The sequence below is a fragment of the Bacillus sp. JZ105 genome (assembly GCF_053903125.1).
In genome coordinates, this window is record NZ_CP096387.1 from 2421520 (window position 1) to 2435527 (window position 14008).

General features: G+C 39.7%; 15 protein-coding genes and 2 pseudogenes. 5 read left to right on the forward strand and 12 right to left on the reverse strand.

Features of this window, described 5'->3' with window-relative positions:
• Positions 1-16: 16 nt before the first annotated feature.
• From M1D81_RS12430 to M1D81_RS12450, 5 genes and pseudogenes are all read right to left on the reverse strand, one after another.
• Positions 17-400, reverse strand: coding sequence for a DUF2750 domain-containing protein (locus tag M1D81_RS12430; protein ID WP_456266745.1), 384 nt, complete (start codon positions 398-400; stop codon positions 17-19).
• Between the two features lie 64 nt (positions 401-464).
• Positions 465-706: pseudogene (locus tag M1D81_RS12435) on the reverse strand (DNA-binding protein).
• Positions 707-753: 47 nt separating this feature from the next.
• On the reverse strand, positions 754-1512 hold the full coding sequence (locus M1D81_RS12440; RefSeq protein ID WP_456266744.1) for a hypothetical protein: 759 nt from the start codon (positions 1510-1512) through the stop codon (positions 754-756).
• 67 nt (positions 1513-1579) lie between these two features.
• Complete coding sequence (locus tag M1D81_RS12445; RefSeq protein WP_456266743.1) at positions 1580-2236, reverse strand: hypothetical protein; 657 nt, start codon at positions 2234-2236, stop codon at positions 1580-1582.
• A 64-nt stretch (positions 2237-2300) separates the two neighbouring features.
• Positions 2301-2903 (reverse strand): TetR/AcrR family transcriptional regulator, encoded by a 603-nt coding sequence (locus tag M1D81_RS12450; protein ID WP_456266742.1) that lies wholly within the window; start codon positions 2901-2903, stop codon positions 2301-2303.
• Positions 2904-3041: 138 nt separating this feature from the next.
• Here M1D81_RS12450 and cyoE point away from each other — a divergent pair, with 138 nt between their 5' ends.
• Positions 3042-3938, forward strand: coding sequence for a heme o synthase (gene cyoE / locus M1D81_RS12455; protein ID WP_456267121.1), 897 nt, complete (start codon positions 3042-3044; stop codon positions 3936-3938).
• Positions 3939-3994: 56 nt separating this feature from the next.
• On the opposite strand, the gene blaBPU is transcribed toward cyoE, so the two are convergent.
• Together blaBPU and M1D81_RS12465 are read right to left on the reverse strand one after the other, a co-directional pair.
• On the reverse strand, positions 3995-4783 hold the full coding sequence (gene blaBPU / locus M1D81_RS12460) for a BPU family class D beta-lactamase (RefSeq protein ID WP_456270879.1): 789 nt from the start codon (positions 4781-4783) through the stop codon (positions 3995-3997).
• 126 nt (positions 4784-4909) lie between these two features.
• Complete coding sequence (locus M1D81_RS12465; RefSeq protein ID WP_041106983.1) at positions 4910-6073, reverse strand: acyl-CoA dehydrogenase family protein; 1164 nt, start codon at positions 6071-6073, stop codon at positions 4910-4912.
• A 144-nt stretch (positions 6074-6217) separates the two neighbouring features.
• On the opposite strand from M1D81_RS12465, the gene M1D81_RS12470 reads away from it, so the two are divergent.
• Genes M1D81_RS12470 through M1D81_RS12485 form a run of 4 tightly spaced genes read left to right on the forward strand, consistent with a single transcriptional unit; the run spans position 6218 to position 9260 of the window.
• Entirely contained in the window at positions 6218-6982 is a 765-nt protein-coding gene (locus M1D81_RS12470) for an amino acid ABC transporter ATP-binding protein (protein ID WP_456266741.1), read from the forward strand.
• Positions 6979-7839: an amino acid ABC transporter substrate-binding protein gene (locus M1D81_RS12475; protein WP_456266740.1), complete on the forward strand. Its 861-nt coding sequence runs from the start codon at positions 6979-6981 to the stop codon at positions 7837-7839. Before M1D81_RS12470 ends, M1D81_RS12475 begins: the two co-directional genes overlap by 4 nt.
• Positions 7836-8534, forward strand: a complete 699-nt coding sequence (locus tag M1D81_RS12480; protein WP_264315980.1) for an amino acid ABC transporter permease — start codon at positions 7836-7838, stop codon at positions 8532-8534. Before M1D81_RS12475 ends, M1D81_RS12480 begins: the two co-directional genes overlap by 4 nt.
• A gap of 12 nt (positions 8535-8546) precedes the next feature.
• Complete coding sequence (locus M1D81_RS12485; protein WP_456266739.1) at positions 8547-9260, forward strand: amino acid ABC transporter permease; 714 nt, start codon at positions 8547-8549, stop codon at positions 9258-9260.
• Positions 9261-9296: 36 nt separating this feature from the next.
• Here M1D81_RS12485 and M1D81_RS12490 read toward each other — a convergent pair whose 3' ends face one another.
• The 5 genes and pseudogenes from M1D81_RS12490 to M1D81_RS12510 form a co-directional block, all read right to left on the reverse strand.
• Positions 9297-10127 (reverse strand): manganese catalase family protein, encoded by an 831-nt coding sequence (locus M1D81_RS12490; RefSeq protein WP_185853712.1) that lies wholly within the window; start codon positions 10125-10127, stop codon positions 9297-9299.
• A gap of 125 nt (positions 10128-10252) precedes the next feature.
• On the reverse strand, positions 10253-11293 hold the full coding sequence (locus tag M1D81_RS12495; RefSeq protein WP_456266738.1) for a 2,3-butanediol dehydrogenase: 1041 nt from the start codon (positions 11291-11293) through the stop codon (positions 10253-10255).
• Positions 11294-11363: 70 nt separating this feature from the next.
• Positions 11364-11813: pseudogene (locus M1D81_RS12500) on the reverse strand (MFS transporter); the annotation flags it as partial.
• Complete coding sequence (locus tag M1D81_RS12505; protein ID WP_456270880.1) at positions 11801-12769, reverse strand: MFS transporter; 969 nt, start codon at positions 12767-12769, stop codon at positions 11801-11803. The pseudogene M1D81_RS12500 and the gene M1D81_RS12505, both read right to left, overlap by 13 nt.
• Positions 12770-13138: 369 nt before the next feature.
• A complete protein-coding gene (locus M1D81_RS12510; protein ID WP_456267118.1) occupies positions 13139-13888 on the reverse strand; it encodes an SDR family oxidoreductase in 750 nt (249 codons plus the stop codon).
• Between the last annotated feature and the right edge of the window lie 120 nt (positions 13889-14008).

A 14008-nucleotide genomic window follows, 5' to 3' on the forward strand; every position in this document is an offset into this window, starting at 1 on the left:
CTCCACTCGTGTCAAACTAATAGTTTTTTAATTCTTCCTCTATATCTTTCTTTAATGTTTGAATATGAATTGAAACCGAATCTTTTCGATTATAGAAAATGGACGGATTGATTCCATCTGCTATCATTCCCGGCAGCCACTCTTCTATAAAATCGTCTAAATCAATCATTTCTGGCACTGTTTTTTCCCATTGATCGATTGCGCAATAACCAGCATGATCCTTTGTCGCCCAAAAATGAAGCTGCGGTACACCACGTTCATCCTCTGACATCACCCATCCCCTCTCGTTGCTTAATGACCAAACCTCATCAAAATCAACAATCTTTTTGATGAAATAGTCATAACGCTTTTTCGCAGATAACTGGACGGTGGTTTCTAATTCTTTTGGATGCATGGACATTGCGTCACTCCTTTATTTATAAATGGGCTTAACCATAAGAATTTAGCAAGCTCATATATAGGAACTATTTGTATTCTTCTAACCAGTCATTCAAATCATCTACAGGATGTAAGTAAGAATTAGGTGAATCTTTCAAATCAATTCCACTTAAAAGAATCAACATATCCCAAACTTGATCATCGTCTATTTTTGGATCGTCTGCAGAAACGTAAATTTCAGCCCATCAGATACTTGTTCTCTTGTGATCGTCCCCTTTAAGACATTTCGTATTTTATTTAAACAGTCTAGCATTTTTGGTTCAGCCATTTATTACACCATTCCTTTTTCAAAACTCATTTTACTCTGTAAATTGCCTATATTTCATATTTAATAATATCCTCCATTGACATACCTTTAAAATATAATGAAAGAATGCTAATAATAGTGTATTCGCCAAGCATACCAATCGGGTTAAATATCATTTTAGCCGTTTTTGGGTCAGCAACCTCTAAGTCCATAACAGGTGCATTGTGACCTTCTTTCCCCTTGCTTACGTAATAATTTCCATCTCGGTATTCCACGAATTTTAGATTTTGAAGATCCTCTTCTTTTATAAAATCTTGATTTATTTTTGTGATGACTTTCCATGAACCATTTAAAAAACCTGTCAGACCTGTATTTGCAACAAATAGTCCATTCTCTTTTTTCATCAATTGTTTTAACTCATTTTTTTCTATTCTTTCATCAACAAACAAATCATAGTATTGGATTAAAATATCATCATATTGATTTTTCCCCTCACCCGAAATGATCAGAGCATAGCTCAATTTTCCATCTTCTTCTAATGGGAGTTCAATAATAGCTCCTGGTTCAATGTCACTTAATTTTTTTGCTTTTTTAGTTGTTATTTTAATGTTCGTTACTTCTTTGTCGTTTAAATCATCAAAATAGTGACTGCCTCCATTGTTTAAGACCGTCATGATTGTCAAAAGCATCTCATCAATCGTTGGCTTTCTTTCCAAATGTTCCTCAGTCATTTCATAAAATTGTTCAATCGCTTCTTCAAAAATATCTAATCCGTCATCACCGATGATGATGTTCTTTTTCTTATGTTCTTCTTCCCAAAAACCCATAGAAAAACATCCCTCCTTATTGTGTTCTTGATTTCCACAAGTGTTATGTTATTCTCATTTAGCTTTATTACGATAACTGTATACTTGTATAAACAGTTTTATGTGTACGTTTGAATAGTGCCACTTCATGATCCGTTAACCATTTAAGCTCTCTCATATGATACGAAATCTCTTCTAAGTAGGTATCGGTTTCAGCAATTAATTTTTTAGATAAGATCTTTCTTTTATTGTCTTCAATGACAAGATAAAGAGTAAACTGCTTTAAATCTAATTCGATAAGTGGATAAGCTTTCTTTTTTTTATCGGGACTTAGTTTTGTTTTCCCTTTAATCTCCGCTTTATATTCCTTCTCTTTCATTTTCTTAAATGTAGCTTTGACTAGCTGACTATCCCATTTTTTTAATTCACACAGATATAGCAACGCTTTTTCCAAAGTATCAGCTAAGATTTTTTTCTTATTGGTTGCATATTCAAATTCACTATAACTGAAGGGTACTTCCAGCTCGTACGTATTTTTTAAAAATAAGATGTCAGGTTCATCTTTTGAAGTACTAATTAATTTGTAGTCTTTAAAAGATCCACAAATCAAAACAATAGCCTCACAATCTTTCGTTTGAATTTTCTTTTCTAATTCGTATAAAAACATTTCAGTCATACAAAGGGATTGGCTAGCTAAAATCCCACGATCATCATCTGACATTAATTGCAAATTTTTCAAATACACTTCTTAAAATCCACCTTTCTAGAATCACTATCTCCACCACATTCAAACTAAGGAAACTTCATTTCTATTTAGAGGAAATTATTCTTTTTAAAGATTTTTCTAACAAATCATGTGGTATATGGTCTTGACTAATAAAATGAAATATTGATATACCATTTTCCAATGAAAGAATTGTCCATGCCATTTCTTCGGATGAAAGAGTAGATGTAAGGTTCTCTTTTTTTATTAAATTCTCAATGGATTGAGAGATTTGTTTTACCGATTGTAGAATCATATTTGACCACTGACACCTTACTTCCTCATTTCTCATTGAATACAAAAGAAATTCCATATTTAGCAGGCTCCACGTCCGATTTTCTTCACGCCTTTGAATAGACTGTTGATTCATTTTTTCAGGAAAGTGCAAAAGGGAAGGCTGTTCTGCTAATAAAGCATTGATTTTTTCTACATGTAATTGCATTTGTTGTTCCAATAGAGCCAAAAAGATCTCTGCCTTTGAACGAAAATGCGCATAAAAGGCCCCTTTGCTAAATCCCGCATTTTCTGCCAATTTATCAATGGAGACCCCATGAAAACCATACTTGGCAAAATTCTCAACTGCAGAATTTATGAGTAGTTTCCGTGTTTCATCTTTCCTTTCACTTTGCGTTTTTCTTTGTCTAATCATTCCTTTACCTCCTTATCTTGACAATCATACCACATAGAATTAATATACCAATTAGTATATAAATTCTATTCGGTATGTATATTGATGTACAGCATAAACAATTAATCGCTATGGAAAAGGAGCAAAACAATGCGAAAGATGGGGAAAAAAATTCACAAAACCAAAATGGACATAATAGGTCAAACAATTAAATCAGGAATTATTAAATCAAATTTAATCCCAATGTGTGCTGGCTTAACCTTGGCATTATACACTTATCAAATTGATATCCTTCATAAATCTATTGAGATACTATTTGCATTTGCAGGTTCAATTTTATTAATTGGTGCTGCTGGAGCTTTAAACAATTTGTATGATAGAGACATAGATTCCGTGATGAATAGAACAAAAAACAGACCTACTGTAACAGGAGAAGTCAATCCTAAAAAAGTTCTATGGCTGAGTATCTTAATGTCTATTTTAGGATTGGTTTTTTTAGCATTTACAACCTATCTAGCAGCTATTATAGGATTGATTGGTTTACTTTTTTATATTTTCCCTTATACAATGTGGAGTAAAAGAAAAACCGTTTACAACACGGAAATTGGAAGTATTTCTGGGGCAATGCCGCCTCTCATTGGTTGGACGGCTATTTCACCAGACATCTCACACCCAGCTATTCTGGGGTTGTTTTTCATTACAATTATTTGGCAGATGCCGCATTTTTATTCAATAGCTATTAGAAAGCAAAATGAATACAAGACAGCAAACATTCCCATGTTACCTGTTGTAAAAGGAATGAAAAGAACATACTTGCAAACGAATCTTTATATCTTAGCAATTACCTTAAGCAGTTTTCTTTTCCGTTCTTTAAGCATAGGGCTTGTGCTTGTGTCTTTTTTTCTAGGTTTTATATGGATATGTTTAAGTATTTTAGGTTACAAACGAATGAATTCCGAGAAGTGGGCATCATTTATGTTTGTCTATTCACTAATTTATATGACAACTCTTTATTCAACGGTCATTATCTATACTCTTACTCGTCAAATTTTTTGATTTATTCAAACCTTAGTTGTGTAGATAACCATAAAAAAGTTCATATAAAAAGCATCCTAAACGGATGCTTCAATCAAATGATATTTTTTCAAAATACGATAGGTGATTTCTTTTGCTTCTAGCCCGGTGCCTTCGATATTTGTGGCGAAGATGTAGGTTTTGTTTTCATGTTTGATGAAGCCTGCGTACCAGCCGATGCCTGAGCCGGAGCCTGTTTTTCCGTATAGGGTGGCATGTTTCTCTTCTTCTTGTATCATCATTCGTTTGACGGTTCTCATGACAGACAGGTCAAATGGAAGACTTTCTTCATATAGCTGTTTGAGGAAATGGACTTGTTCTATTGGAGAAATTTTCAATGTACTGCTTAGCCAAAATTGATCGATTCCACCTGATATGTCTTCATTCCCATAATGAATAGCTTTCACCCAATGACTCATGCGTTCTTCTCCGATGTCACGCGCCATGGCTTGATAGTACCAGACGACTGAATCTCTCATGCCAGAGCCCAGTGTATGATCTTTATTCCAGTTATCAATCTCTCTTTTTACTCCGTCCCAATATTTGATGTCATATTCATCTCTCACTGCGCCTGTTTGGAGTCCGATGAGGGCATTTGCCACTTTAAATGTTGATTGTGGGGCAAAGCGCTTGTTCGCTCTTTTTTTGTTATACACCCATGGCGATTTTTCTTTTACTTCTTGTATCACAAATGTGCCTTCCCGGTCTTTCATGAATTCATCTACTGACCACGCTGGTGATGTTCCCTCACTTGATGAAGGCTGGCCGATACAAAGTGCCATCAACATGAAGCCTGAAAACAGCCATTTCATATGCTTTTTCTTCAAAAAAACCGCTCCTTTTCCTATGATTTGTATCGATTGTAGCATGCCTGAGCGATGAGACATAAGGTACGCTTGTCCTCTTTTCTGTCAAATAAAAAAAAGCCGGTTTCATCCGGCTTTCTGATCATATTAGCTTTCTTTTTTCTCTTCTATGGCCTGCCTCGCGATTTTTGAAATGGTCATATCATCCATTGGCGGGTTATGGAGCCCAGCACGAATATCTCGATAGTAACGCTGCAGCGGACAGCCTAGGCTCAAGCTTTTTGCACCGACTAAACGCATGGCTTTATCAACCACTTGCAGACTATGATTTACGACTGTATGCTTCACAGCACCGAATTCATTGATTAACAGCTCTCTTTTCTCAGGCTTTTCATACAATGTTGTCGTTGAATAAATGACGTGGCGTGCTTGCTTTAATAGTAAATCAATTTCGCCAATCAGTGTTTGGACATTTGGCAGTTCGCTAATCGTTCCGCTGATACTGTTCGGTGAATGTGTGATGGCATACTGAACTGCATAATCTCTTGCCGCTTGCGCAATCCCCAAATAGCAGGAAGGAATATGTGCAATCCAGGGGTTTAACGTACCGCCCCGAGGCCCTTTTTGCACTTCAACAAGCATGTCATCTGAAACCACAACTTGATCTAAGATTAAATCATGGCTTTCTGTTCCTCTCATGCCAACAACATCCCATGTTTCTTCTATAGAAACACCTTCTGTATCACGGTGAATTAAGAAGAAGCCCATCGCCTCTTTTTCTTCAATCCATACGCCGACTAAAAAGTATGTGAGAGCTGGTGACATCGTAGTGAAAATTTTACGTCCGTTGATCACCCAGCGATCACCTGATTTCATCGCTGTTGTCCCAGGCTTGCCGCCTCTTGTTGGACTGCCTGTCTGCGCCTCACTTACAGCGCGGTTGACAAGGGCGCCCTTCTTCACTTCTTCCGCAAAGAATTGCAGCTGCTTCTCATTCCATAGTTTCTTTTCATAAATTTCACCAACAACTCCTTGGTGCCAGCCAATCGATAAGGCAGTCGCTCCGTCCATGCTGCCAAGCGTTTCTTGAAATAGAACCATATCCGTTACAGATTGACCCCCGCCTCCATATTCAGCGGGAAGAGACAGGGCTGTATACCCCATGTTTACTAATGATTCGATATTCTGTTTAGGAAAATAAGCGCCTTCATCATGTTTTTTTGCGTTTTGTTCGATCGTTTCACGAAGAGATTCCAGCTGATTAAGCCATGTTTTTTGAAAATCGGTATCGACAAATAATGCTTTAGACAAAACGTATCCAACTCCTCTGATTCTCACAATCTATGATATCTCATTTTTCCAATCGGAATGAATAAAACATACTTTACTTATAGGATTTAATGTGTTAAATTTTATCAATATTAAGTACATCTGTCAAAGGAACGTGATGCTTTTATGATCTCAGCTACTAATCTACATAAATTTTATGGGCAGACCCATGTGTTAAAAGGCATTGATTTCACTGTACAAGAAGGTGAAGTGGTCGCAATTATTGGACCGAGCGGATCAGGAAAAACAACACTTCTCCGCAGTTTAAACAGCCTCGACATTCCAGACAAGGGAGAGCTGACTGTTGGAGAAGCCATGATTCAATTTGAACGATATCATAAAAAAGATCTTTTAAAACTAAGGCAGCAATCTTCCATGGTATTTCAGCATTATCACTTGTTTCAAAATAAACGAGCACTTGAAAATATTACAGAGGGATTGATTGTGTCCCAAAACATGTCTAAGGAAGAAGCAGAAAAGGTTGGAGAGCAATTTTTAGCGAGGATTGGACTGCTTCATAAAAAGGATGCATTTCCGAGTGAATTATCCGGCGGTCAGCAGCAGCGGATTGGAATTGCCCGTGCTCTTGCGATGAATCCTGCGGTGCTTTTGTTTGATGAACCAACGTCCGCACTGGATCCAGAGATGGTCGGAGAAATCCTTGAAATGATCAAAGATATTGCGAGCCAAGGGATGACGATGGTCATTGTGACGCATGAAATTTCGTTTGCAAAGGACGTAGCGGATACGGTGATCTTTATGGCAGATGGAGAAATCGTTGAAAAAGGCTCACCAGAAGACGTCCTCATGAAGCCTCAGCATGAACGAACAAAACAATTTTTATCCAGAATTCATCGCGGAATGTGGCAACGATCGGAGAAAGACATATGAAGCATAAGACAGCATTCATGACAGCTGGTGTCCTTCTGATTCTCCTCTCTCTGATTGGCTGCAGCAGTGTGAAAACAACAACAGATGATGGAAAACAAATTGTGAAAGTCGCACTGAGTGCAGAAGTCAATCCACCCTTTTTAGCCACAAATGACCAGAACGAACCGATTGGCTATAACATTGATTATTTAAATGAAGTGGAAAAAAGACTTCAGCACATCCATTTTGATTACATCTTTGGCGAGGAAGAATCCAATTTAATTGGTGTTGGCGCAGGGAAATTTGAAATGGCAGCTAATTGGTTTTTCAGTAACCCTGAACGTGAAAAACGGTTTCTTTACCCTAAAGTTCCGTACGGCTATTCGATGACAGGATTAATTGTGAATGAATCAAACCGGGATATTCAATCGCTTGACGATATGACATCAAAAAAGCTCGCTCCTGTCAGTCCCAGCGGTGGATTGCGTTCCATATTAAATCAATATAATGAAGAACATGATCCAGATATTCCGCTGACAACCATTGAAAGCCCTTCAAATGAACTCAACTTAAAGCGCGTTGAAAGCGGACGGTCCGATGCGGCCTTTATGAATATTTCGACCTTCGATACCATTCAAAAGCATCTGAATCTGAAGGTCAAAGTGGGCGGGATCGTGTCAAAGGAGCCGATCTATCTTGTCTTACAGCCAAGTGAGAAGCAGCTTGCAGCAGATTTGGACCGGGTCACACAAGAGATGATTGGTGATGGAACACTGCCTAATCTTGCGAAAAAGTGGTTTGGGGTTGATTTCTTTCAAGATATTAACTACATCTCAGAGCAAGGCTATCAATATGAAGAAAGGAAGGAAGCGTCATGACGTTTACAGCTGGAGATTGGCTGCGAATTTTTTTACAGGTGCTTGAACGCCTGCCACTCACTTTTCTCATTATTGCGGTGTCATTGTTTTTCGCCATCATAATAGGGCTCTTATTTGCATGCATTCGTATAAAACAAATCCCAGTGCTGAAGCAATTGGCTGTTATCTATTTATCGTTTACACGAAGTACGCCATTAATTGTTCAGTTATTCTTAATTTATTTTGGGCTTCCTCAGCTTTTACTTGTGGCAGGAATTCAAATCAATCATTGGGATCGCGTATTATTTGTGATGATGACGTTCTCTTTACATACGGGGGCTTATTTATCTGAAGTCTTTCGCAGTGCGTATTCGTCTGTTGGGAAGGATCAGCTGGAAGCCGCCTACATTGTTGGGATGACAGATACACAGGCCTTGATCAGGATCATTATCCCGCAGGCCTTTCTCATTGCCCTGCCAAACCTCGGAAATTACACCATTGATCTTGTGAAAGACACGGCGATTGCCTTTACGATCGGGCTCATCGATATGATGGGACAGGTGAAGATCATCTTAGGAAATAACTATGGAATCGGCATGTTTGAAGTGTATGTGATCATCGCGATTGTGTACTGGCTCATTTGTATGAGCATTGAACTAGTCACCATGCTGCTTGAAAAGAAATTTGTAAAAGGCCGCACCAGCCTGTCACGTTAAGGAGGCGATTTGATGCAAACCATTGATATTCCATTTGCGATTGACCAAGTACCACATATTCTAAAAGGTGTTCCTTTCACCTTATTAATTGCACTAGTTTCTATGGCTGTGAGTCTTGTGATCGGATCTGTTTTTGCTTTCATTCGCCTCTTTCGCATCCCTGTACTCAGGCAGCTCGTTGCGCTATACGTCTCCTTTTTTAGAGGAACGCCGCTTATTGTTCAACTGTTCGCTTTCTTTTATGGGCTCCCTTTTCTTCTAACCAGTATGAGCGGCACATTCGGACTGACCTTTCACCCGGATACGGTCTCCCCTTTAGCTGTGGCTCTTATTACCTTCAGCCTGCATTCAGCCGCTCATTTAACAGAGGTGGTCCGAAGTGCACTTCTGGCAGTAGACAAAGGGCAGCTTGAAGCGGCAAAAATTGTAGGTATGACAACAAGGCAGGCGATGATACGCATTATTTTGCCGCAGGCATTTGTTGTGGCTTTACCGAACCTAGGCAATCAGCTCGTTCAGTTATTAAAAGCGACATCTCTTGCATTTACAATTGGGGTACTCGAAATCATGGGTATTTCCCGGATCATTGCAAATGACGGCTATCAGTTTTTAGAAACTTATCTCGTCTCTGCTTTGATCTATTGGCTGCTGAGCATTGTTTTTGAATTAGCCTTTGCATTATTAGAGAAACGTGTCAGCGTATACGGAAGAACTCTCGGACGTTAAAAAGTCGATCAGGCACAAAAACCTGATCGACTTTTTTTATTCACCCTTTTTTGGTGTGTTAAACAGTTCTTTTGGTGCGGGTTTGAGCTTTGGTGCTGAGCCGAATACAACAGGTGCAGAAATATATCTGAACTCTCCTTTTCCATCCATGCTGCGGCCATGTGCCCATCTGCCTTGCTTGCTTTCTTCCCCTCTTGAGAAATTAAACAAGTCATAGGATACTTGCTGTTTTTCTAGTGAACGCGGGAAGGTGGTTGGTACGACGACATCCCCTTCTCGCTCTTCTAATTCCTTAATTGCTGCAAGCCACATATTTTGATGATATGTATCACGAGCAATAAGGAAGGAAAGCATATCTTTGACGCCGCGGTCATCTGTCATTTCGTAAAGTCTTGTGACCTGAAGACGGCCCTGTGATTCTGCATTTAAATTGGCCCTGAAATCAGCCATTAAATTTCCGCTTGCAATGATATACTTGGCATTCCAAGGATACCCTTGACTATCCGCTGCCATCGCCCCTAAACCGGCAACAATTGCATGCTGCGGGTTCATTCCGCCCATAACAGCCGCAAGTGCTGGATCACTTTGATACGCCTGTTCCTGTTCTTTTACCGGTGCTTTATCAAGTAGACGTGCGATCATTGTTGCCAGCATTTCGACATGACCAATTTCCTCTGTCCCAACATCAAATAATAAATCCCTATATTTTTGGTCTGCCCGGCAATTAAATCCTTGAAATAAATATTGCATCATTACACTGATTTCACCATATTGACCGCCTAATACTTCTTGTAATTTCTTTGCATACACCGGATCAGGCTTTGAGGGCTTTGCTTCATATTGCAATTCTTTGATGTGATAAAACATGATGTCATCTCCCTTATCAAAAACATCTTTTCACTTATCACTATTCAACCGCAGCTCTTATTATGAAAATGATCTGAATATATAAAAAAAGAGAACGGCTTATGCCATCCTCTTTGTTATCTTACTTATTCAGCACTGACTAAAATTTTCACTTGATCTTTTTCATTGATTAATGCATGGAAGCCATCCTCAATCACATCGTCCAGCTTGATTTTTTTCGTGACGAGTGTGTCTGCAGAGAAATAGCCTTTTCTCATTAAGTTTAATACAGATGGGAATACGTCTCTGTAGCCGATAATTCCTTTTACTGTACGTTCTTTAATGACAATGTCATTCGGCATAATTTCAGCGCCTTTTTCCCAAATGCTTACAATGACTGTTTCGCCTGAAATTCTAGTTGATTGGATTGCTTGCTTCAATACAACAGGTACACCTGTCACTTCAAAAGAAACATCGACGCCACCGTTTGTGCGGCGTGCAATTTCTTGAACAACATCTTCATACTGAGAAGGATCAACAATGATCGCTCCAAGCTCTTTTGCTTTCTCTTGACGTTCTTTTGATAATTCAACTGCATAAATATCAGTAGCACCAGCTGCTTTTAATGCTTCAATGACAAGTAAACCAATTGGTCCGCAGCCAAACACAGCCGCTGTATCCCCAGCTTGTACTTTACTAGAACGAACCGCATATAAAGCAACCGCAGAAGGCTCGACAAGCGCGCCTTGCTCATATGAGATTTCGTCTGGTAATAAATGAAGTAATTCTTCATCGACTGATACATATTCAGAGAATCCACCGCCGCCTCCGGCAAGTCCTAAAAAGCCCATGTTTTCATCTAAGTTATAAGCACCTTGATGCCCGTGAGTTGCAAAAATAGGTTCAACAACCACTCGGTCGCCTACTTTGTAATTGCTCACGCCTTCTCCTACTTCAACAACTTCACCAGAGAACTCGTGTCCCATTGTAATTGGTGCTTTTTCTTTTGTAAGTGGATGAGGTTCATTCACTGGAATGAAGATCGGTCCGCCTAAATATTCATGTAAATCACTACCGCAAATGCCGCACCATTTTACTTTCAGTTTCACTTTTCCTGGAGCAACTGTTGGTTCGTCAATTTCCTCTAGTCGAATGTCCTTTTGATCGTGCCAGCGTAGTGCTTTCATTTGTAAGACTCCTTTTCTCATCAATTTAATTAACTTACTTAAATAATGATAACATAATTTTTTTAATTTTCTAAGAAGGATGCACTATTTTTTTGACAGTCAATGGACGAAAAATGACAAAACATAGCAATAGACAGATAAGAAGCATACATATACACCCAATGATGACGGAAATTCTAATAGATAAAACATGAGCGAGTCCGCCGAATATTCCTGTCATGGTCATCGTTAGAATGGCTTCAACCAAAGCATAAAAGCTGGCTACCCTCCCCATCACCTCTACAGGGATATTTGTTTGATAGAACGTCATAAAACCTGTATTCGCAAATGCTAAAAAGAAGGCTAATATAAAAAATCCACCGGCGGCTGCAACTAGACTGCTGGAAAATGCATAAATAAGATAGCCAAACGCCACAAACAAACTGCCGATTCCAAGCATCAGCGAAACTGACAGCCTTTCGACAATCACCGAATTAAGACTTGCCCCTGCGATAATACCCGCTCCAGCTATACTGACAAGAAGGCTAATATAAAAAATCCACCGGCGGCTGCAACTAGACTGCTGGAAAATGCATAAATAAGATAGCCAAACGCCACAAACAAACTGCCGATTCCAAGCATCAGCGAAACTGACAGCCTTTCGACAATCACCGAATTAAGACTTGCCCCTGCGATAATACCCGCTCCAGCTATACTGACAAGAAGGCCATATTGTGTATCAGTCAGCATCAATACTTCTTTTGCAAAGGCTGTTTCAAGTGAGTCTATGGCCGTAGGAAGGACCGTTATCGCCGCACTAAATAATAAATATACCGCCATGATCTGGCGTGACGTCAGACTAAATCGCAGAACAAGCTTTGCATCCGCTTTTAACATTGAAAGGGAAAACCGCTTTTGGGCAGCATCTGTTTTGAGCAAATTCGGTAAACACATCGTCAACAGAGCAGAAATCAACAGGCAGATGGCATTTACATAAATTGAAAGAACAGGCGTCCCAATGAGAAAGAGCAAACCTGCTGCTGCGGGCCCAAGTAAAAATCCACCGGATTGTAATAAAGAGCGAATGGCATTAAACCGTTTTCGGTTATCCGCCGGAATGAGTCCTGTCATATACACCATCGACGCTGGATGAAACATCGCTTGTGCCATCTGTATGAAAAACACCATGACATACAGAATGAGCAGATGTCCTGAAAATAAGGCAAAAGGGATGCATGCAATGAGCAGAGCACGGGTAATATCTAAACTGATCATCACATTCCGCTGATTCAGCCTGTCAATCAAACTGCCAGACCAGCTATTGGTCAAAAGAGCAGCAGCCGGTCTTAGCAAATAAACTGCTGTTACAGCAAGTACAGAGCCCGTTTCTTGAAAAATAAGCAGATGGAGGGCAATCATATAAATCCATTCTCCTATGTTCGCAATCCCGATGGCTCCAAGTAAAATACTCATATCCCGCCAATGTTTTTTCATCATTGTCCCCCCTATTTGTCATAAAAAAAATCCCGCCCCCAAGACATGTCTGTCTTGAGGACGGGATTTACTCCGCGTTGCCACCTCAGTTCATTCATCTGTTGCCAGATGAACCTTATCGGGTGATTATTCACCCTTCTCTGTAACGGGAGAAGTTCGCTGCACCACCATCCGAGGGAATCCGGTGCAGAGCTAAGAGGCTTGGTTCCATCATGCTTCCCAGCTCCTTCTCAGCTTCACGGAGTTCTCTGTGTGGGGCAGCTATGATGTACTCTTCTCTATTTGCGCTGTGTCTTTTTTTCATCACGATCTTCAGCTGAATTGTTACATATTGTACTGCGCCCCGATCAAAGCGTCAATGTTTTTTTCATGTTAATCCGCATAAATCATTTTCCTAGTCATGCCGCCATCAACAATCAAATCTGTGCCGTTCACAAATTGATTGTCTTCATCTGTTAAATAAAAACAGGCTTTCACAATATCCTTTGGCGTGCCGACTCGATTGGAAAGATGCTGCTGATGGTCAATTTCTCGAAGACTTTTCTCATCTTTCGTTTCAATCCATCCAGGGGAAATGCTATTCACCGTAATGTGATCCTGACTAAAAGAAACTGCCAAGGCATGAGTAAGCGCGGAAATGCCGCCTTTTGATGCAGCATATGCTTCTGTATGAGGCTCTGACATGGCCGCACGGGTAGATGAAATGTTCACAATGGAACCGCCGTTTGGATTCTCTTTGATATAACGTGCTGCTTCTCTAGCGCATAAAAAAGTCCCTCTTACATTTGTATGCAGCACATGATCCCACTCATCGACCGTTAACTCATAAGGCGATACTGTAGACATGACGCCGGCATTATTAATAAGAATATCAATTGTTTTGCAGTGCTCCACCGCAAACGACATTAAGCGCTGAATATCCTTCTCCTGTTTCACATCTGTTTTAATGAAATAAACTTCATAGGACTCTTTTCTCAGCTGCTCCTCCAAACGCCTTCCCTTTTCTTCATCTATATCCGCAAGCACCACACGCGCCCCTTCTTTTGCATAACCGCAGGCGATTGCTTCACCAATACCATTGGCTGCGCCTGTGATGATGACGGTTTTATGTTGAAAATTCATCATTCATCCAATCCTTTCTCCATGAGATGTTGTCGTCTATCATATCATTTTGAGGAGTACGCATGAATAAAAAACCCCTTTATCGCAATTGAGAGCAATAGAGGGAATTTTTAAAACTCA

Excerpts from the sequence above, each read along its gene's own strand:
- M1D81_RS12430 (WP_456266745.1), bottom strand. The coding sequence starts at position 400 with ATGTCCATGCATCCAAAAGAATTAGAAACCACCGTCCAGTTATCTGCG.
- M1D81_RS12440 (WP_456266744.1), bottom strand. The coding sequence starts at position 1,512 with ATGGGTTTTTGGGAAGAAGAACATAAGAAAAAGAACATCATCATCGGT.
- M1D81_RS12450 (WP_456266742.1), bottom strand. The coding sequence starts at position 2,903 with ATGATTAGACAAAGAAAAACGCAAAGTGAAAGGAAAGATGAAACACGG.
- cyoE (WP_456267121.1), top strand. The coding sequence starts at position 3,042 with ATGGGGAAAAAAATTCACAAAACCAAAATGGACATAATAGGTCAAACA.
- M1D81_RS12470 (WP_456266741.1), top strand. The coding sequence starts at position 6,218 with ATGATCTCAGCTACTAATCTACATAAATTTTATGGGCAGACCCATGTG.
- M1D81_RS12475 (WP_456266740.1), top strand. The coding sequence starts at position 6,979 with ATGAAGCATAAGACAGCATTCATGACAGCTGGTGTCCTTCTGATTCTC.
- M1D81_RS12480 (WP_264315980.1), top strand. The coding sequence starts at position 7,836 with ATGACGTTTACAGCTGGAGATTGGCTGCGAATTTTTTTACAGGTGCTT.
- M1D81_RS12485 (WP_456266739.1), top strand. The coding sequence starts at position 8,547 with ATGCAAACCATTGATATTCCATTTGCGATTGACCAAGTACCACATATT.
- M1D81_RS12490 (WP_185853712.1), bottom strand. The coding sequence starts at position 10,127 with ATGTTTTATCACATCAAAGAATTGCAATATGAAGCAAAGCCCTCAAAG.
- M1D81_RS12495 (WP_456266738.1), bottom strand. The coding sequence starts at position 11,293 with ATGAAAGCACTACGCTGGCACGATCAAAAGGACATTCGACTAGAGGAA.
- M1D81_RS12505 (WP_456270880.1), bottom strand. The coding sequence starts at position 12,769 with ATGATGAAAAAACATTGGCGGGATATGAGTATTTTACTTGGAGCCATC.
- M1D81_RS12510 (WP_456267118.1), bottom strand. The coding sequence starts at position 13,888 with ATGAATTTTCAACATAAAACCGTCATCATCACAGGCGCAGCCAATGGT.